This window comes from Carnobacteriaceae bacterium zg-C25 (assembly GCA_017945845.1).
Lineage (GTDB): Bacteria > Bacillota > Bacilli > Lactobacillales > Aerococcaceae > WM01.
Window position 1 is genome coordinate 1,315,427 of the sequence record CP072828.1, and the last position, 21,214, is coordinate 1,336,640.

The window sequence follows — 21,214 nt, forward strand, 5'->3', positions numbered from 1 at the left end:
TGAAGGAGACAAAAATGGCGGATTTTACAAAATTTTATAAAAAAACATTACAGGAACGTCTTGAGGTGTTGTCATCTCTAGGCAATATGGATACTTTAGCCAATCATCAAACACTCTCATTAGATATTGCTGATACGATCATTGAAAACTGCATCGGATTGTATGGCGTTCCAATGGGAATTGCTCCCGACTTTGTTATTGATGGACAAACTTACCACGCACCAATGGCAACGGAAGAACCGAGCGTTATTGCTGCAGCAACGTTTGGCGCGAAAATCATTGGTAAAAGCGGTGGCTTTACGATTGAGCAAAATTCACGCGGTATGATTGGGCAAATCGTCTTTGTGACAAACGAAAACGATACACAATTAGCACAACTGATTTTAGACAAAAAAGAGGATTTGATAGAAAAAGCAAATAACGCTTATCCATCTATTGTGAAACGTGGTGGCGGGGCTAGAAATTTGAGCGTAGAACATAAAATAAGCCAAGACGACTCAACACATTTTTTAATTGTTTACTTACATGTGGATACACAAGAAGCGATGGGCGCAAATTTACTCAATACAATGCTTGAAGCCATCGCTGGTGATATTAGTGAATTGATTGGACAAAAGACACTACTGTCTATTTTATCCAATTATGCAACGGATAGTTTGGTGCGTGTATCGTGTACCGTTGACCCAACTCATTTAATGGCTCCAGACAACACCCTTACAAACAAAGAACTTGCGGAACGGATTGTATTAGCGTATCAGTTGGCAAGTGCAGACGTGTATCGTGCAACCACGCACAACAAAGGCGTGATGAACGGCATTTCGGCGGTCGTTTTAGCCACAGGAAATGACACGCGTGCGATCGAAGCCAGCGTTCATGCCTATGCCACACATTCTGGACAATACCAACCGATAACACGTTGGGAAATGACGGAAAACCACTTGTTAAAAGGAACGATTGAAGTGCCGTTACCGATTGGATTCGTCGGTGGATCGATTAGCGTTCACCCAAGCGCACAAATCGCTCAAGTCATTTCACAAGCAAAAGATGCCAAAACACTTGCATCTTTAATGGCTAGTGTGGGATTGGCTCAAAATTTAGCCGCTTTACGCGCATTAGTGAGTACAGGCATTCAAAAAGGACATATGGCATTACAACTCAAATCACTTGCGTTAAGTGTCGGCGCAACTGCACAAGAAGCCATCACATTAGCTGAATTATTAAAACAAGAAAAAACAGCCAATCAAGAAACGGCGCAAAAACTTTTACAAACTTTACGCCATCAAAAATAGCCGTAGGAAATCCCTCGGCTATTTTTTACTATTATTGACACCAGTATTTTGTTATTGAATGTGTCGTTTAGGATTAACGATTTTACCGTCACCCCTTATATCATGAAGCATCAATCGGACTTGACCGAACCCCAGCTTATTTCAATATTTTCTTTAAATATTGTCCTGTAAAACTCTCTTTTACTTTAGCAATTTCTTCTGGCGTTCCGGTAGCCAATACATTTCCTCCACCTTCTCCACCTTCTGGACCCATATCAATAATGTAATCTGCTGTTTTGATCACTTCTAAATTATGTTCGATAACGATAACGGTATTGCCCGCATCAACTAATCGGTTTAAAACGGTTAGTAGTCGTTTAATATCATCAACGTGCAACCCTGTTGTTGGCTCATCTAATATATAGACAGTTTTTCCAGTGGACACACGTTGCAATTCACTCGCTAGTTTCATACGTTGTGCCTCTCCGCCAGAAAGCGTTAAAGCGGATTGCCCTAATCGAACATATCCCAATCCGACGTCCATTATCGTTTGTAGTTTGCGTTTGATTTTTGGAATCGCACTAAAGAAGTCCAACGCTTCTTCAATTGTCATATCCAATACATCGGCAATGGTTTTACCTTTATATTTCACTTCAAGCGTTTCTGAATTGTATCGTTTACCATGACACATTTCACAAGGTACGTAAACATCTGCTAAAAAGTGCATTTCGATTTTTAAAATACCGTCACCTTTACAGGTTTCACACCGTCCGCCTTTAACGTTGAAACTAAAGCGTCCTTTTTGATACCCACGCACTTTCGCTTCATTGGTTGAAGCAAATACATCACGAATATCATCAAACACACTCGTATACGTTGCCGGATTGCTTCGTGGCGTACGTCCAATTGGAGATTGATCAATATCAATAACTTTATCTAATTTTTCATACCCGCTGATCGTATCGTGTAGACCTGCTTTTATTTTTGCGCCATTCAATTCTTTTAATAAGACACGTTTTAAAATGCTATTGACTAATGAACTTTTTCCCGATCCAGATACCCCTGTTACCGCGGTAAACACACCAATCGGAAAATCAACATCGACATGTTTTAAATTGTTTTCACTAGCACCCGCAACATGAATGCACCCTTTATCACAGACGCGTCTTTCTTTTGGAACGTCTATTTTTTTCGTTCCTTTTAAATATTGTCCCGTCAATGAATTTGGATTATTAACAACTTCTTGTGGTGTCCCGTACGCCATAATTTGACCGCCATGTTCACCTGCTCCAGGACCCATATCAATTAAATAATCTGCCTGCAACATGGTATCTTCATCGTGTTCGACAACAACTAACGTATTTCCTAAATCACGCATTTTTTTCAACGACTCAATTAAACGGTCGTTATCGCGTTGATGCAAGCCAATACTTGGTTCATCTAACACATACAACACACCGGATAAATTAGAGCCAATTTGTGTTGCCAAGCGAATGCGTTGCGCTTCGCCACCTGAGAGTGTTCCCGCCGTACGACTAAGCGTTAAATACGTTAACCCTACATTTTTCAAAAACGTTAAACGGTCGCCAATTTCTTTTAAAATGGGTTTGGCTACCACTTCATCACTACTTGAAAATTGAACATTTGAAAACCAATTTAGGCTATCTGCAATGGATAAATTAGAGACTTCAGCAATCGATTTATCCGCTACTTTTACGCAAAGCGCTTTTTCGTTTAACCGCTGTCCACCACATACCGAACACGTTAATTCCGTCATATACTCACGTAGCGAATCGCGAATGAAATCACTCGATGTATCGTGATAACGACGGTTGACATTGGTTAGAACGCCTTCAAATACCGTATCCACATCACGCAACCCGAAATCACCATGATGGTGGAAATGGAAAGTTTTTATCCCTGACCCGTGTAATACTAACCCTTTTTGCGCTTTTGTTAATTTTTTAAACGGCACGTCCATTGGAATGTTAAAGTGTTCGCACGCTTGCTTTAAATACGCCATGTAGTAATGACTATTTTGCCATACCGCTAGCGCACCTTCTTGTAGTGTCAACGTATCATCAGGAATGACTAACTCACTGTCCACCGTTAACGAACTCCCTAAACCTTCACATGCAGGACACGCTCCAAATGGTGCGTTAAACGAGAACAAACGAGGCTCTAGTTGACCTACGGTAAAGCCACAGTGTTGACAGGAATGGTGCTCACTAAACAACATCGGCTCGCCATCAATCACATCAATTAAAACGAAACCGCTTGCCATGCGTAACGCCGCTTCAATCGATTCAAATAAACGCGAACGACTTTCCTCACGCACAACAATACGGTCCACGACCAATTCAATCGTATGCTTTTTATTTTTATCCAATTCAATTTCTTGATTGACGTCGACTATTTCGCCATTGACACGAACCCGAATGTAGCCGTCTTTTTTCAACTGCTCAAAGACTTTTTTATGTTGCCCTTTTTTCCCTTGAACCATCGGCGCTAAAATTTGCAATTTCGTACGCTCCGGCAACTGCATCACTTGATTGACCATTTGCTCTACGGATTGACTTTCGATTAGCGTCCCATCATTTGGACAATACGCCTTTCCAACACGCGCATACAACAAACGCAAATAATCATGAATTTCCGTTACCGTCCCAACGGTAGAACGTGGATTTTTACTCGTCGTTTTTTGATCAATCGACACCGCCGGACTTAAACCATCAATGCTATCCACATCCGGTTTATCCATTTGCCCTAAAAATTGACGCGCATAACTCGACAAACTTTCCACATAGCGACGTTGCCCTTCGGCATATAACGTATCAAACGCTAAAGAACTTTTGCCCGATCCCGATAACCCCGTAATCACGACCAACTGATCGCGCGGAATATCCACTGTGATGTCTTTTAAATTATGTGTACGTGCGCCATTGACACGAATTATATTTTTCATTTATTTTCCCATTCTTTCTTATTGTACCGATAGCCGTTTCATCTCCCTGCTGCACGATTTTTTTGAACAGCTTTTTGATGTGGTGTTATCTGCTCGCCAATTCAGACAAATACTCCCAACGTTCCATCTTTTGCATAATCGCCTCTTCAACGTCATTCAATTGTGCTTGTAATTGTTGTAACTTCGCAAAATCACTACTATTTTCCACCATTTCTTCTTGAAGCGTTGCTTGTTGCATCTCTAGCGTTTCAATGTCTTGCTCAATCGTCTCCCACTCTTTTTTCTCGTGATAAGACATTTTTACTTTTGATGATGTTGATGGCGTATTCAGTGATGGTGTCATCTTTTCTTTAGATTCTTGCTCTTTTTCAATCGACTTTTCCCGTTCGATATACTCGCTCATGTTACCAATAAATGTTTCGTATTGACCCGTTCCATCTAAAACAATTAATTTTTCAGCCACTTTATCTAAAAAATAGCGATCATGCGACACGACCAACACCGCACCCGTAAAATGCTCGATATAATCTTCTAGCACTTGTAATGTTGCAATGTCCAAATCATTGGTCGGTTCATCCAACAACAATACATTTGGTTTATGTAGAAGCAACTGCAACAAATATAATCGGCGCTTTTCACCACCCGACAAAGTGCCAATTAACGCGCCGTGTGTATGACGCGGGAATAAAAACTGCTCCAGCAACTCCGTCACACTCACGCGATTGCCGTCGGTGACTTCAACCTCTTCAGCCACTTCTTGCAAATAAGCAACAACGCGTTTATCCGTTGGTAAATCGTCGTTTAATTGCTTATAATACGCCAACTTAACCGTTTCACCAACTTGAAACACACCGCTATCAAACGGTCGTTCCCCCGCCATAGCGTTTAATAAAGTGGATTTTCCAACACCGTTTGCACCAACAATACCAATTCGATCGTGCGTTTGAACAATATATTCAAAATCTTTAATGACACATTTGTTATCAATCGTTAATGTCACGTTTTCAAAATCAAAGACGCGCTTACCTAGACGCGATCCTTCAACTTGCAATTCCATGTCATCGGATTTCACCCGGCTTTTAACCGTTTCTTCAATCGCCTTAAACCGATCAATTCTGGCTTGTTGTTTCGTTGTTCGGGCTTTTGCACCTTTACGCATCCATGCCAATTCAGCTGTATACAGTCTGTCCATTTTTTCATTCATGCGTTGCGTAATCGCAGCACGTTCAGCTTTTTGCGTAATATACGTTTGATAATTCCCTTCATACACTTCGATTTTACCGCGTGTCAATTCAAACATTTTACTCACAACACGTTCTAAAAAGTAACGGTCATGTGTAACGAGTATCAAAGCGCCTTTATAATTCGCTAAATACGTTTCTAACCAAGCAATGCTGTCATAGTCCAAATGGTTCGTCGGTTCATCCAAGAGCAATAAATCTGGCGATTCGATTAACACTTGTGCCATGCCAACACGTTTCTTTTGCCCACCGGACAACTCACCAACACGTTTGTGCAAATCGGTAATGCCCAATTTTGTTAAAATCGTCTTAATCGTAACATCGTATTGCCACGCATTTGTTCGATTCATTTCTTGTTCAGCATGCGTATAGGCTTTTTGGTATTGTGCATTACTTGGCTCTTTTTCTAAATTAGCCACCGCAAATTCATAAGCTTTCACCACTTGTAATAGCGGTGAAAACCCATGATAGACCGCTTCAAACACACTATCCTCATCATTTAATTGCGGGTCTTGTTGCAAATACCCAACACGATAATCTTTGGCACACTCAATCACACCACTATCCGCACTGTCTTGACCACTTAAAATGGACATTAGCGAACTTTTCCCCGTTCCATTCTGTCCAATTAACCCAATATGCTCGCCCTCTCGAACGGTAAATGACACACCGTCTAGCAATGTTTTGATGCCATATACTTTTTTTAAGTCAATGACTTTAAAATCTTTCATGTTCTACTCACTTTTCATTAATGTCCATTCGATTATAGCACGTTTTAACAGGACAAAAAAGCACACGCATCTGTTGAACTTGTCCAGTTTAATCGCCTTTTTATATTCATCACCTACTAAATATACGAAAACTCGAGAAAGCCGTCGCTTTCTCGAGTGATGTTACTATGCAATTATAGAGCCGTTTACTGCACTTTCTGGTGCAAATACAACTTGTAATTGACCGTTGTGTTCAGCAGATAAAATCATGCCTTGAGATACTAGTCCACGTAGTTTACGTGGTTTTAAGTTCGCTACAATGACCACTTTTTTACCGATAAATTGTTCTGGATTTGGATAAAATTCAGCAATACCCGATAAAATTTGTCGATGACCACCTTCATCACCAGCATCTAAACGGAATTGTAACAATTTATCCGCACCTTCAACTTTGCCACAGGCAATCACTTCGGCAACTTTTAATTCTACTTTATCAAAATCATCATACGCAATCGCATCTTTTTCACTTGTCAACGCAACCGTTTCAGGCGTCCATTCTTCTTCAACAACTCCCACTTCTTGTGGTTGACCACCCATTTGATTTTGAATGTATTCAATTTCTTCTTGCATATCTAAACGTGGGAAAATAGGTTCCCCTTTCGCAATCACTTGACTACCAGATGGTAATTGACCAAAAGTAATGTCTTCAAACGGTACGGCATTGGCATCTGATAACCCTAATTGTTCAAAAATACGATTTGGTGCGTGCGTTAAAAATGGACGTAACAACAACGCAGAAAGACGTAACGCTTCTGCAAGATGTGCCATAACGTTATCCAACTGTGCTTTTTGTGCTTCGTCTTTCGCTAAAATCCATGGTTGTGTTTCATCGATATATTTATTCGCGCGAGATACTAATACCCAAATGCTTTGTAAGGCATTCGCTAAATACATTTGATCCATGTTTGTGGTGTAATCTGCAATGGTAGTTGTCGCTACCTCACGTAATTGTTTATCAAAATCATTACTGTCCAATACGATTTGCGGAACAATGCCATCGCAATATTTATTGATCATGGCAACCGTACGATTTAGTAAGTTTCCAAGATCGTTTGCCAAGTCATAATTTGTGCGCTCCACAAATTTTTCTGGTGTGAAAATAGAATCACCTTCATTAGACATTTCACGTAGTAAGTAGTAGCGTGTCGCATCTACACCATAACGTTCAACAAGTATATCGGGATAAATCACATTCCCTTTTGATTTCGACATTTTACCATTTTTCATGAGCATCCAGCCGTGTGCGTACACCTTTTTAGGTAGTGGTAAATCTAAAGCCATTAATAAGGTTGGCCAATAAATCATATGGAATCGAGAAATATCTTTTCCGATAACGTGGAAATCAGCCGGCCAAAACTTATCAAAATTCGACGTGTCATCACTACCGTAACCTAATCCTGTAATGTAGTTTGACAAAGCATCAATCCAAACGTACACCACATGTTTTGGATTTGATTTTACAGGCACACCCCACGTAAACGTTGTACGCGATACCGCCAAATCTTCTAAACCAGGTTTAATAAAATTATTGATCATTTCATTTTTACGCGATACGGGATGAATAAAGTCGACATGCTTTTCATAATAGTCAACTAATCGATCGGCGTATTTACTCATTTTAAAGAAATAAGATTCTTCCTTAACGAGTTTTACTTCATTTCCAGTCGGTGCAATACCACCAATGGTTTTACCTGAAGCATCTTTGAACACTTCTGACAATTGTGTTTCGGTAAAAAATTCTTCATCGGATACAGAATACCACCCTTCGTATTCGCCAAGGTAAATATCCCCTTGTTCTAACAAGCGTTCAAAAATATCTTGTACGGCTTTTTCATGATAATCATCTGTTGTACGAATAAACTTATCATTTGAAACTTCTAAAAGTTCCCATAGCGCTTTAATATTTTCGGCTTGTTCATCGACATAATTTTTAGGTGTCATACCGAGTTCTTGTGCTTTTTGTTCAATTTTTTGTCCGTGTTCATCGGTCCCTGTTAAATAAAATACATCATACCCGCGTAAACGTTTATAACGTGCCATGACATCACACGCTACCGTTGAATAGGCGTTTCCAATGTGGAGTTTGCCACTTGGGTAATAAATTGGACTTGTAATATAAAATGTTTGTTTCGCCACGAATGAGTGCCTCCTTCAGATTAATAGCACCATTATATCAAAATTATGCAATGCTTACTAGGTGGACGAATATGATTTATTCCGCTTTTTCAACCTGATACCTTTAAGTTATCCGTTGCACGATATAGGATACATCACTCTTTTGACCAATCTGCATCAAATAGATACCCATTATTTTCAACTTTAAGCGTTCTTTCAAATCAAAAAGGATAAATCAATCAATAACGCTGTCACATTATTAACTGATTTATCCTATATCAAAAATATTATTTGTCTGATTTATCCGTATCTAAGAAATAAATTAACGTCTGTAATTCATTAGTTAAATCGACATTTTGCACGCGGAATCCTTTGGGTAACGTTAAACGTAATGGCGTAAAGTTTAAAATCCCACGCGCCCCCGCTTCTACAATTTTCTCTGCCGTTTCTTGTGCCACACTAATTGGCACTGTCAAAATAGCAATTTCAATTTGTTGTGCTTTAATTTGTTTTGATAGTTCATCAATGTGATATACCGGAACACCACTTTGCTTCGTCCCCACAATCGCTTGATCAACATCAAACGCAGCACTAATGCGCACACTGTTACTTTGTTGGAAACGGTAATTCAATAGCGCTTGGCCTAGATGACCCACCCCAACTAACGCAACGTTCGTGAGACGGTCTTGATTCAATGTTTTATTAAAAAATGCTAGTAGCGCCTCAACATCATATCCGTAACCACGTTTACCGAGTTCTCCAAAATATGAAAAATCACGACGAATGGTTGCACTATCAATTTTCACCGCTTCACTTAATTCGGCTGATGATGTACGTAAAATCCCCGCATCAAATAATAAGCGTAAATAACGGTGATACAACGGCAGACGTTTTGCGGTTGCTTTTGGAATTTGCGTGTATGGCATAACTAAGCCTCCTTTAACTAGTTTAACGACGGACTAAAACAGAAACGTCAAAATCTTTCCAGACGTTCACATCGTCACGTTTCATCAATAATGCGCTTTTAGTCAGTCCCTATAAAAGCGACCAACTTTCAAACTTAGTTTAGTATATCACAATATACTTTTTTTTAAAACAATTGTCATTGGAAAACGGATACTATGATGATATATCAAATGATTTTGGTAATCTAAAATTAAACAACTTTATCAACCGATAACACGGAAGACCCTTTATTATCGGTTTTCTTGTTTTTAAATAAATGATTTACAAAGTGTTATACAATCAACAACAATTGATGTATACTAGGTGCATAGGTCATGATAATTCTCCTTTGATTGGTTTTGGCGCTTTAATTAAAAGGAATATCTGACCTTTTTGTATACATAATTTAAAAGGGGAGTTAACAAGATGGAAAATCCTAAAAGACCACGCGGCAGACCTGCAACCGGTAGACAACGCACTAAAATGTTAGGCGCTAGATTTACAGATGAAGAAATTAAGACAATCAAGGAACTAGCCAAAAAAAATAACATGACTATACCAGATTTCATACTATACAAAATACAAAAAGATGATTAAAGTTAAAAAGCATCAATGCTTATTTAATACATAAAATCATCAAGTAATTTATAGAATGAAATGCTAAATGACTATTGTAATTTGTGGTTCTCCACAATATAATTTCTTGTTTTTTCGCAACCCATAGTTTAAAATTATTTTTAGAAGCAATCTTGCTTCTCTTATGAATCCTAGTAGTATGAGTATTGTTGCCAGTACGTTCTCATCTACTAGGTTTTTTAGTATCTCTACCATATTATTACTCCTTTCGTTTTTGTTAAGGTCTTAATCAACCTTACATGTATAGTCTAACGCGTTAGACAAAAAAAGTTGATTTTTTTAAAAAGTTTTTTTATAATTTGTTCAAAATGTTAGACAAGGTGGTGTGTAATTATGCATTTAGGAGTAATAATAAAAGAATTTAGAGATAAAAATAAATTATCTATGGAACAATTTGCTAATAAAGCAGGGATAAGCAAAGCTTATGTTTCTGTTCTTGAAAAAAATAAAGACCCTAGAAATGGAAAACCTATTATTCCATCTATACCAATGATTAAAAATGTAGCTAATGCTATGGGAATTTCTTTTGAAAAATTATTTAATTTATTGGGAGATAATGAATTAGTGTCTCCAATCGATAACACTTCCCCTACTCTCTCATCAACCGTACAATCAATCGTGGAGACTTCTGTTCAATTAGAATCACAACGACAACACAACGTATTAAATTACGCTAACACGCAACTAGACGAGCAAAATAACATCATTGATTTCCCTGATTTAAAAGAAGACGAAGAAGAATATGTAACTGTTCAATTATACGGTGCAGCAAGCGCTGGTAAGGGATTAGATTTATATGATGAAGTTGTTGAAGAAATACCGTATCCAAAACCAGTACCAAATCACGATATTGCGTTACGTGTTCATGGAGATAGTATGGAGCCGATATTTAGAGATGATGAAATTATCTTTATTAAAAAGTCACATGAAATCAATCACGGACAAATTGGCGTATTTATTTTAAATGGACAAGGTTTCTTGAAAAAATTTTATCGTGACGTGGATGGTTTGAGATTAGTGTCATTAAATAAAAAGTATGATGATTTGATTGTGCAAGAGTTTGATGATATTCAACTTATCGGGGTTGTGGTGATGTAGGGAGGAATATATGGTTAAAATAGTTGCGAACGGAAATGAAATATCAATATTAAATAAAGATAGTGATTATATCAGTTTAACCGATATTGCTAAATATAAAAATACGGACAATCCAGCCGACATTATAAAAAATTGGTTGCGCAACAGGAACACATTAGAATTTTTAGGTACATGGGAAAAAATGAATAATCCTAATTTTAAACTGGTCGAATTCGACGGGTTTAGAAGTCAAGCAGGATTAAATAGCTTTATTATGACACCTAAAAAATGGATTGAAAATACCGGTGCTGTAGGGATAAAATCATCTTCAGGAAGATATGGCGGAACATATGCACATAGTGACATTGCTTTTGAATTTGCTTCTTGGATTTCTCCAGAATTTAAGCTATATATCATCCAAGATTATCAACGTTTAAAACAAGAAGAAGCTTATAAAAACCAAATTGATTGGCAAGTTAATCGATATATTTCAAAATTAAATTACAGTATTCATACCGATGCTATCAAAGAACGTTTAATTACACCAAAATTAACAAAGCAACAAATTCGTTTTACGTATGCTAACGAAGCCGATTTATTAAATGTCGCCTTATACGGTATGACCGCAAAAGAATTTAAAGAAACGTATCCTGATAAAAAAGGTAATCTACGAGATAATTCAACAATTGAACAATTACTGATTATGAATAATCTACAAACTTTAAATGCTGAAATGATTAAAAATAATATTCCTTCATCTAAAAGATTAGAAAGTTTAAATAAAATTGCATTAGAACAATTATCAATCTTACAAAAAAATAATCAAAAGGCATTACAACAACTAAAACAACTTAAGTAATTTATCGACTATGACGGAATGTAATCTTAAAGAAGGGCTGAAGTTCAGCCAACCAAAAATGCTAAGGATTAACTTCCTTGGCATTTTTGCGTTATTGGAGGCAAATGAAATTATCCGAAAATATCATTTCGTAATAAAATAAAAATATCCACACTCTCTAGTTTGGCGACCTGCGAGTGTGGATGCTTTCAAAAAAAACCTTATAAAATAGGCTTCTTTATGTTGTCTATTTTACCATAAATACAGAAAGGTGGTAAAGACAATGGCTAGAGTTTATAAACGTGGAAAAACTTGGCACTATCGTGTTCGATTTATCAAAAATAAAGAAATTGTGTTTGATAAAAGTGCAGGTGGGTTTTTAACAAAAAAAGAAGCTGACTTTGAAGCCAAAAAAGTGGAATTAAATTATAAACAAGGCGCTAACGTTAATCCTAAGGAAATAACGTTCTATGAATACTACAGTAAATATATAAATTTATTTAAAATGGGATCGCATGGGAATCGTGCAGATGACTTTTATATAACTACCGTAAAAAAAGCAAATGAACTTTTTGGGAACACTCTTCTTTCTGACGTTACACGAAACGTTTATCAATCTGCTTTAAATGAAATGGCTACAACGTTCGCGAAAGCCACAGTCAAAAAATATCATAATCACTTTAAAGGGTGTTTAGCACACGCCGTTGAAGAACAAATACTACCATTCAATCCTGCTACTAAGATTGTTTTAAAAGGAAACTCTACTAGAGAAAAATCAATTGATAACAAATTTATTAGTCTTACTGAAGCGAAAAAATTGAAAAGTGCTTTATTAGATGAACGGTATCATCAACAGCTTACAAGCCGAAATATATGTATCATCGCATTAGAAACGGGGATGCGGTTTGGTGAAATTTTAGCAATGACTTGGGATAGATTAGATTGGGAAAAACAGCAATATAAAATTGATAGATCGTGGGATTATTTACATTCCAATACATTCAAATCTACAAAAACAAACAATATTCGATTTATTAAATTATCAAACGAGTTAATTTCTTTTTTACGAAAAATAAAAGAATGGCAACAGGCAGAAGACATATACACTTCTAACGGTTTGATTATGATGAATCAAGATAAAGAAATAATAACAAATAATGCTGTAAATAAAACACTTAGAAAAGCTTGTGTTCGTTGTGGTATCAAAAGTATTACACTTCACTCTTTACGTCACACACATGGCTCTATTTTACTTTTAAAAGGCTTTTCTATTTTGTACATTTCAAAAAGATTAGGGCATGCGACTGTTTCTACAACGCAAAATGTCTATTTGCATATTTTAGCAGAGTTAGAAGAACAAGAAGATAATAAGATAGTTGACGGTATCCTTTGATACCGTTTTTTACACTTGTATCCTCTGTGTGTCTTTCAAATTCATTTAATTCCTTTTACTTTCTTTTTATAGTTTGCTTTATTCTTTTCCTAAAAACAATAAAAACGTTGATAAATCAACGTTTTTAGCCAGACTGTTGACAAATAAACTGTCAACAGTCTTTTTTCGTACCAGACGTTAAGTTGTACGGCTTACCGCGATGTACACGATACATCGCGCGTTCCCTACTACGTGCGAGAACGAAGCCATTCGTACAACAACGTCTGATACGATAATAACACTTAAAAGTGGTATAATAGAGATAAGAAAAAGGAGGGAACAATTTATGTTTTATAAAGAAAATCATCCAAATGACGAAATCATATTAAACACATTATCCGAATTAGTACCAAAAGATCATTTACTACGTAAAATTGATAAATCAATTGATTTCAATTTTATTTATGATATTACTTCTCCTTACTATAGTCATACCAACGGTCGTAATAGTTTAGATCCAGTTGTTTTATTTAAATTAGTCTTTTTAAAAGATATTTACGGTATTAAATCAATGCGAGAAACCATTAAACGTGTCGAAACTGATGTGGCGTTTAGATGGTTTTTAAACCTTCCTTTCTCTAAACCAACTCCTCATTATTCCACTTTTTCTCAAAATTATATTCGCCGTTTTCAAGGTACTTCTGTGTTTGAAGATATATTTAACACTATTGTACACCAAGCTATCTCACATCATTTAATTAGTGGGACAGCATTATTTACAGATTCCACACATATTAAAGCAAATGCCAATAAAAATAAATTTAAAAACGCTATTATTGAAACCGTTCAAGAACGTAAACGAGATTTAGAAAACGAAATTAACGCTGAACGAGAAGCTATTGGAAAAAAGCCTTTTAATTACACTGATAAAATCATCTCTAAATCCATTAAAGAAAGTACGACTGATCCAGAAAGTGGATATTACCATAGAGATAATAAAGAAAAGGGATTTATGTACTTAGACCATCGTAGTGTAGATGGTAAACATAATTTTATTGTGGATTGCTTTATTACACCAGGCAACGTGCATGATAGTGTACCGTATGTGTCGCGATTAACACATATAATCGAAACATTTAATTTTAATGTGAATTGTGTCGCGTTAGATAGCGGATATTATAAAAAAGACATTTTAAAATTTTTAGAAGAGAAAAAGATATTTTCTGTGATTGGGTATCGACGTTTTCATCGCAATCCTGACCATAAATTTTTTCGATATAATTCATCTATAGATTGTTTTACGGATACACGTACGGGAGAAATTTATACCTACAGAAATATTGATAGACAAGGATATAAACAGTATCGTATAAGCGATAATAGTAATAAACGGATACTACGTCGAGCGATAGATGCTGATGTATACGATAGATGTCGTGAACGTCGATTATCTACGTTTGGGAAAGCATTATATAAACGACGGAAAGAAACGATTGAGCGTAGTTTTGCAGACTCTAAGCAAAATCATGGGTATCGATTTGCGCAATATAGAGGAGTAACCAAGATGCAACAGTATACTTGGTTATCTTGTGCTGCCCAAAACATGAAAAAAATGGCAATTCTACTCACTGGAGATAGCCATTTTTTGAGATATTATTCTTCATTTCGTATTTTAAAATTCAAAATCCAACATATTTTTCATTTTTTAAAAAATATGTTGGATTTTTTATTGGTATTGTCAACAGTCTGAATAAAAACGTTGATAAATCAACGTTTTTAGCCTATTGTTTTTTGCAATCTTTTTTACTTTCTGCATACTTTCGATTGCTTTGTACGTTTCAGGAGGGATTCGAACCCCCGACCGTTCGCTTAGAAGGCGAATGCTCTATCCTGCTGAGCTACTGAAACAGAACACTCCATATTTTACTGTTTTTTGTGAAAAAGTCAACTATTCTTCATAGACTTTTTACAACCAGAATTGTTCATTTCAATCAATACACTGTATAAAATACTTTGAAAAATAACCTATCCCATCAATCTACGCAAATTATAAAACACCGTCAACCCATTAAGACAATACGATATCTCTCACATTCAAAAAATGACACATCCTTTTTAAGTTTGATACCAACAATCGTCACGCTTCATTTTATTAGGCATCAACCTGATTTAACATCGAACAATAAAAAGATAGCGACCAAACATCTGTTAAATCACTATCTTTTATGAATCATCAACCCGATTTGATATAGAGTCGTTATAATAATGTTTTCAATTTAATATCTGGGTATTTATCGGCAAACCAACGTTCTGCAAAAGCATTTTCAAATAAAAATACCGGATTGCCAAATCTATCGCGTGCCAATAAGTTACGGCTTGAACTCATATTTGGATCCAAGTCCTCTTCTTCAATCCATCGGGCAATTTTATTCCCCATTGGTGTCATTACAATTTCTGAATTGTATTCGTTTAATAAACGGTATTGGAACACTTCAAACTGTAATTGTCCAACGGCACCCAAAATATAATCTTCTGTATGGTACGTTTTGTACAACTGAATAGCACCTTCTTGAACCAATTGCTCAACACCTTTATGAAATGATTTTTGTTTCATCACATTTTTAGCCGTTACTTTCATAAAAATTTCTGGTGTAAATTGTGGTAAATCTTTAAATTGAATTGGCTTTTTACCCGTAAACAACGTATCTCCAATTTGGAAATTTCCTGTATCATACAACCCGATAATATCCCCTGCAACCGCCGTTTGCACGCTCTCACGTGCATCCGCCATAAATTGCGTCGTATGCGATAGTTTCATTTTTTTATTGGAACGTGTTACGGTAACATCCATTCCCGGTGTAAATTCGCCCGAACAAATACGCACAAAAGCAATACGGTCACGATGCGCCGGGTTCATATTGGCTTGAATCTTGAAAATGAATCCCGTAAATTCTGTATTGTCTGGCGCAACGACAACTTCTTCTTTTGTTTCCGTTTCTTTTGGTGACGGCGCTAAATCAACAAAGGCATCTAAAAAAGTAGACACACCAAATCCTGTTAAAGCTGAACCGAAAAATACTGGTGTTAATTCACCGTCTTGGATAGCTTCTAAAGAAAATGGATTCCCCGCTTCATTTAACAACAACATATCTTCCAATGTTTGATCGTATAACGTTGATAGTTTAAACGTGTAATCGCCATCGACTTCTCCATTTTCATTCAACGGTAAATAGTCGTTGTCTCCGTTTTCCTCGGGTTTAGACAATTCCACACGTTTGTTATAACGGTCGTATAACCCTAAAAAGCCTTTTCCCATACCCATTGGCCAATTCATTGGATACGCTTGAATACCAAGTACATCTTCCAACTCGGCAACTAAATCTAACGGTTCACGACCGTCGCGGTCTAATTTATTAATGAATGTAAAAATTGGAATGCCACGCATACGGCAAACTTTAAATAATTTTTTCGTCTGTGGTTCAATCCCTTTCGCTGAGTCGATAACCATCACCGCACTATCCACTGCCATTAGTGTACGATAAGTGTCTTCTGAAAAATCTTCGTGGCCGGGTGTATCTAAAATATTAATGCGTTTGCCATCATAATCGACTTGCATGACGGAACTGGTTACCGAAATACCACGTTGCTTTTCGATTTCCATCCAGTCTGATTTAGCAAATTTCCCTGTTTTTTTACCTTTTACTGTACCGGCTTGTCGAATGGCTCCACCATATAATAAAAGTTGCTCTGTAATGGTCGTTTTCCCCGCATCCGGATGCGAAATAATCGCAAATGTACGGCGCTTACTAATTTCTTGTGTTAAATTCATGCTTTTCTCCTCACTATTCGTCTTATTATACAAGATTTTATGTTTGAAAAAAAGGGCTATCCTGTCAAGGATAGCCACGTTTCATTCATTAGCACTATAAACCACATCTTTAATCACCTAAAACAATTTTAGAAACGATGTGCGCCACACCATCTTCGTTATGACTTGTCGTTTGATGTTTAGCAGCAAGCTTGATAGCCTCTACCGCATTACCCATCGCAACACTCTCTCCAGCAATCACAATCATATCCATGTCGTTGTGATTATCACCAATTGCCATCACATCAGATAAAGGGATATTCAAATGCTCACACAGCGCTTTTAACGCGTTCCCTTTATTCGCTTCTTTATGCAAAATTTCCAAATAAAACGGCGTACTTTTTACCGTAAAATACTTTTGCGTAAACCATTCTGGTAACTTTGCCACTACATCGTCAATTTTTTGTGGGTCATCAGCAAACATCATTTTTTGAATGCTAAGTTGACTGTTTTGCACTTCTTCTAATGTTCGCACACGAATTGGCATTTTGACCAAGTTAGATTCATACGCCACATAAATACCAATATCACGTTGCGTCGTGTACAAATACGAACGATCCGCCGCATAGAAACTCACGTCGTAGTCGTTTGCCAATGCATTCACTTCATTGAACGTTTCTAAAGACAGTCCGTATTCTTTAATCACTTTCGTCCCATCCGTTGTTTGAACAAGCGAGCCATTATACGTAATGACGTACTGATCGCCACCGACTAAATCCAACTCTTTGAGCAACGCCTCCACACCTTTTAGCGGACGACCTGTAGCCAGCACCACTTTCACGCCTTTTTCACTCGCTTTTTTTAATGTGTTTTTCACTGCATCCGTTAAAACACCTGCACTATTTAACAAAGTACCATCAATATCGATAGCCACTAATTTAACCATATTGTTATTCCTTTCTTCATTGTCACGTCACAACATTAATGAATCATTCCCCTTATACTTTATGGACGCTATTTATTTTAATATTGACGGCATAAGATATTACCTTTCATTTCATCAAGTATCAACTCTATTGATACGATTACATCATCGCCACCCACAAAGTATTCGTTTCATTATAACAAAAAATACCACCCGCTCCAACTTTATGTTGAATACGGGTGATTCACTTTTTTAATTTGTCCATTTAGTTCAAGTGCTGACTATAATACTTTTTCACATCAACGGTATTTAAAACTTCCAAAAACGCTTTATCTTTAATCAATTCTTTTGGGAAAAAGAATCGATTATCGCCATTTTGTTTTCCGGTTAAAGCCGCAACAAGCGCACTGGCTTGAGATAATTCGGTTAACGAACCGTCTTTATTCAATAATTGAATCGACACACGTGCTTTTTGCGAATTTGGACGATAAAAATCGTATGGCAAATCAAAACTACTGTTAAATCCTGTGTAGTAATCGACATCATACCCATGCGCTTGAATCGCTTCTTTCACATGCTGACACGTTTCATCTGCTTTAATTTCTATCGACTTAAACAATTTACGAGTTAAATAGCGATGCGCTAAATCTTTCAAGACATCATCATCTTGATACATAAACGCTGTAAAATACGTCGTCATCACACCGTCGTCTAAACGTAAATAATCATCAAGCGTCCATGTTTTTTCAAAAAACGGCACTAACAATGGCATCGTTTCGATTTGTGTCATTAAGCCTTTTTCATAGCAATACTTTGCACGACGGAACAAATTGTCAATCAATACTTCTACACTACGTGATACCGAATGGAAATACACTTGCATGTACATTTGGTAACGCGACACGATATAATCTTCAACCGCATGCATCCCAGACGCATCAAAACAAATGCCGTCACGATGTGGACGAATCACCCGTAAAATACGGTTTAAATCAAACATACCGTAACTAACCGCTGAAAAATACGCATCACGCAATAAATAATCCATGCGATCGGCATCAATCTGACTAGAAATCATTTGCACCACTTGTGGATTAGGGTATGTTTTTTGAATGACGCTTGCCACTTTTTCCGGAAAATCTGCCGACACACGCGACAACACGTCGTTAATTTCAGTGTTTTTCGACAAAATAATGTCAACCGTAATATTTTCATGATTTGTTTCAAACACTTTTTCAAAGGTATGCGAAAATGGTCCATGACCCACGTCGTGTAGCAACGCCGCACATAAAGTTACTAGACGTTCCGCATCGTCCCACAAGCCATCACCAACATATTTTGAACTGTACGTCCGTTTAAATTTATCACAAATTCGACGAGCGATTTCATACACCCCGAGTGAATGTGAAAAACGAGAATGCTCCGCTCCGTGAAACGTTGATGATGATGTACCCAACTGTTTAATACGGCGTAAACGTTGGAATTCTTTTGTGTTAATTAAATCTAAAATCGTTTGATGTTGCACATGAATGTAGCCGTGTACGGGATCACGGAATACTTTTTCTTGTGTTAATTCTACTGTCATAGTTCCCCTCAAAATGCACTTTTCTTTTATTATACAACTTTTTACCAAAAAGACAAAAAACCCCTGACAAACAGGGGATTTTCACAACAATTTATTGAAATAATGTTAAATATTTGCCATAACCTTCTTTTTCAAGGTCGCTCACTGGCACAAAACGTAACGCAGCAGAATTAATGCAGTAACGTAAACCGCCTAATTCTTCTAAACCGTCTGTAAACACGTGCCCTAAATGCGAATCCGCTTCTTTTGAACGCACCTCTGTACGTGTACGCGCTAACGTATTATCTTCGTGACGCGTTAAAAAATTGTCCTCAATCGGTTTGGCAAATGCCGGCCAGCCACAACCAGCATCGTATTTATCCGTCGAACTAAACAACGGCTCACCACTCACGATGTCTACATAAATACCTTCTTCATAAAAATCGTCGTACTCCCCTGTAAACGGTCTTTCTGTGGCGCTGTTTTGTGTCACGTCGTATTGTAACGGCGTTAAACGTTGTTTTAACTCATCTTGATTAAAAGTGCTCATTTTCATCCACCCTTTTCTTTCCATAAATTTGATATTGCATACTTAATATTAACCCAATCGCAATTAGATTGGCAACTAAAGCGGTCCCACCTTGAGAGATAAACGGCAACGGAATACCAGTCAACGGTAGTAACCCAACGTTCATTCCAATGTTTTCAAAAACATGGAACACAATCATAGAGGTAATCCCTACACTCATATACGTATAAAACTCATTTTTTGTCGTAAAGCACACGCGTATCAATTGATACACCAACACAAAATAAACGATAATAACGGCAAAACTACCAATAAACCCAAAGTTTTCCGCAATCGTTGAAAAAATCATATCCGATTCACGAACCGGAATGTGTACCTCACTCACACCAATACCTTTTCCAAACGTACCACCTGTGGCAATCGCAACAATGGCATTACGCAATTGGTATGAATTTTGATAACCGGCACCAAATGGATCCAACCACGCATCAATACGAGCAAATTGATATTGTTTAAAACCAAGAAACACTAAAATATCTCTATGATTTACCGTTAAATAAATGAGTAGCGCCCCTAATAAAAATACACCACTAATCATTGGAACTAAAATTTTAGCCGAGATGCCTGACGTAATGACAATACCTAAAACAATCGCCATAATCACTAACGTTGTCCCTAAGTCATTTTGTAACACGACTAACGCCAAATACGGCAACGTCCACGCCACAATTTTTACCAACAACTGCCAATCCGTTTTGACATTACGTCTGCGGTACGTTGTGTTGTGTTGTGTCACGACACGTGATAAAAAAATAATTAACGAAATTTTAGCAATTTCTGACGGCTGAAAACTAAATGAACCTAATCTAAACCAACTGCGCGCACCGGATACTGCAGCTAACTGTCTATCATACAAAAACAATATGGCAATCAATAATAATAGGCCCACAATATAGGCAACAAGAGATAACCGCCATAATTTTTTAGCGTCGAATTGCAATAAAAGCACAATGGCAAAACCACCCAAAACATACCATATAAAATGCATGATGGTCGCTTGAATGCTGCCTCCATTAATTAATACCGTTGTGGAATAGACGGCTATCATACTAATGACAAATAAAATAAAAATCGTCAGAATGATCCCATAATCAATTCTGA

General features: G+C 37.0%; 15 protein-coding genes and 1 tRNA gene. 6 read left to right on the forward strand and 10 right to left on the reverse strand.

Annotation, left to right across the window (positions count from 1 at the left end; translation table 11 throughout):
- Positions 1–14 precede the first annotated feature (14 nt).
- Positions 15–1,289 carry a hydroxymethylglutaryl-CoA reductase, degradative gene (locus J7S27_06235; protein QTU82866.1) on the forward strand — a complete coding sequence of 425 codons (1,275 nt, stop codon included), beginning with the start codon at positions 15–17 and terminating at the stop codon, positions 1,287–1,289.
- A 136-nt stretch (positions 1,290–1,425) separates the two neighbouring features.
- On the opposite strand, the gene uvrA is transcribed toward J7S27_06235, so the two are convergent.
- The 4 genes from uvrA to J7S27_06255 form a co-directional block, all read right to left on the reverse strand.
- Positions 1,426–4,233, reverse strand: coding sequence for an excinuclease ABC subunit UvrA (gene uvrA, locus J7S27_06240; protein QTU82867.1), 2,808 nt, complete (start codon positions 4,231–4,233; stop codon positions 1,426–1,428).
- 85 nt (positions 4,234–4,318) lie between these two features.
- Complete coding sequence (locus tag J7S27_06245) at positions 4,319–6,205, reverse strand: ABC-F family ATP-binding cassette domain-containing protein (GenBank protein QTU82868.1); 1,887 nt, start codon at positions 6,203–6,205, stop codon at positions 4,319–4,321.
- A gap of 165 nt (positions 6,206–6,370) precedes the next feature.
- Positions 6,371–8,380: a methionine--tRNA ligase gene (gene metG / locus J7S27_06250; GenBank protein ID QTU82869.1), complete on the reverse strand. Its 2,010-nt coding sequence runs from the start codon at positions 8,378–8,380 to the stop codon at positions 6,371–6,373.
- Between the two features lie 266 nt (positions 8,381–8,646).
- The gene (locus J7S27_06255) at positions 8,647–9,285 is read right to left on the reverse strand and encodes a redox-sensing transcriptional repressor Rex (protein QTU82870.1); all 639 of its coding nucleotides are present in this window, start codon (positions 9,283–9,285) and stop codon (positions 8,647–8,649) included.
- Positions 9,286–9,730: 445 nt separating this feature from the next.
- On the opposite strand from J7S27_06255, the gene J7S27_06260 reads away from it, so the two are divergent.
- The 5 genes from J7S27_06260 to J7S27_06280 all read left to right on the forward strand — a co-directional run bounded on the left by J7S27_06260 (position 9,731) and on the right by J7S27_06280 (position 14,977).
- Positions 9,731–9,901: a hypothetical protein gene (locus J7S27_06260; protein ID QTU82871.1), complete on the forward strand. Its 171-nt coding sequence runs from the start codon at positions 9,731–9,733 to the stop codon at positions 9,899–9,901.
- A 372-nt stretch (positions 9,902–10,273) separates the two neighbouring features.
- Entirely contained in the window at positions 10,274–11,038 is a 765-nt protein-coding gene (locus tag J7S27_06265; GenBank protein QTU82872.1) for a LexA family transcriptional regulator, read from the forward strand.
- Positions 11,039–11,048: 10 nt separating this feature from the next.
- Positions 11,049–11,876 carry a KilA-N domain-containing protein gene (locus tag J7S27_06270; GenBank protein ID QTU82873.1) on the forward strand — a complete coding sequence of 276 codons (828 nt, stop codon included), beginning with the start codon at positions 11,049–11,051 and terminating at the stop codon, positions 11,874–11,876.
- A 262-nt stretch (positions 11,877–12,138) separates the two neighbouring features.
- Complete coding sequence (locus J7S27_06275) at positions 12,139–13,248, forward strand: site-specific integrase (protein ID QTU82874.1); 1,110 nt, start codon at positions 12,139–12,141, stop codon at positions 13,246–13,248.
- Positions 13,249–13,573: 325 nt separating this feature from the next.
- Positions 13,574–14,977, forward strand: coding sequence for an IS1182 family transposase (locus J7S27_06280; GenBank protein ID QTU82875.1), 1,404 nt, complete (start codon positions 13,574–13,576; stop codon positions 14,975–14,977).
- A gap of 84 nt (positions 14,978–15,061) precedes the next feature.
- Here the strand turns inward: J7S27_06280 and J7S27_06285 are convergent.
- The 6 genes from J7S27_06285 to J7S27_06310 all read right to left on the reverse strand — a co-directional run bounded on the left by J7S27_06285 (position 15,062) and on the right by J7S27_06310 (position 21,161).
- A tRNA-Arg gene (locus J7S27_06285) sits at positions 15,062–15,135 on the reverse strand.
- Positions 15,136–15,484: 349 nt separating this feature from the next.
- Positions 15,485–17,056: a peptide chain release factor 3 gene (locus J7S27_06290; GenBank protein QTU82876.1), complete on the reverse strand. Its 1,572-nt coding sequence runs from the start codon at positions 17,054–17,056 to the stop codon at positions 15,485–15,487.
- A gap of 109 nt (positions 17,057–17,165) precedes the next feature.
- The gene (gene yidA, locus J7S27_06295) at positions 17,166–17,981 is read right to left on the reverse strand and encodes a sugar-phosphatase (protein ID QTU82877.1); all 816 of its coding nucleotides are present in this window, start codon (positions 17,979–17,981) and stop codon (positions 17,166–17,168) included.
- Positions 17,982–18,225: 244 nt separating this feature from the next.
- Complete coding sequence (locus tag J7S27_06300; protein ID QTU82878.1) at positions 18,226–19,545, reverse strand: HD domain-containing protein; 1,320 nt, start codon at positions 19,543–19,545, stop codon at positions 18,226–18,228.
- Positions 19,546–19,636: 91 nt separating this feature from the next.
- Positions 19,637–20,074, reverse strand: a complete 438-nt coding sequence (msrB, locus tag J7S27_06305; protein ID QTU82879.1) for a peptide-methionine (R)-S-oxide reductase MsrB — start codon at positions 20,072–20,074, stop codon at positions 19,637–19,639.
- Complete coding sequence (locus tag J7S27_06310) at positions 20,061–21,161, reverse strand: FtsW/RodA/SpoVE family cell cycle protein (GenBank protein ID QTU83627.1); 1,101 nt, start codon at positions 21,159–21,161, stop codon at positions 20,061–20,063. The genes msrB and J7S27_06310 overlap by 14 nt, the downstream gene beginning before the upstream one ends.
- Positions 21,162–21,214 lie beyond the last annotated feature (53 nt).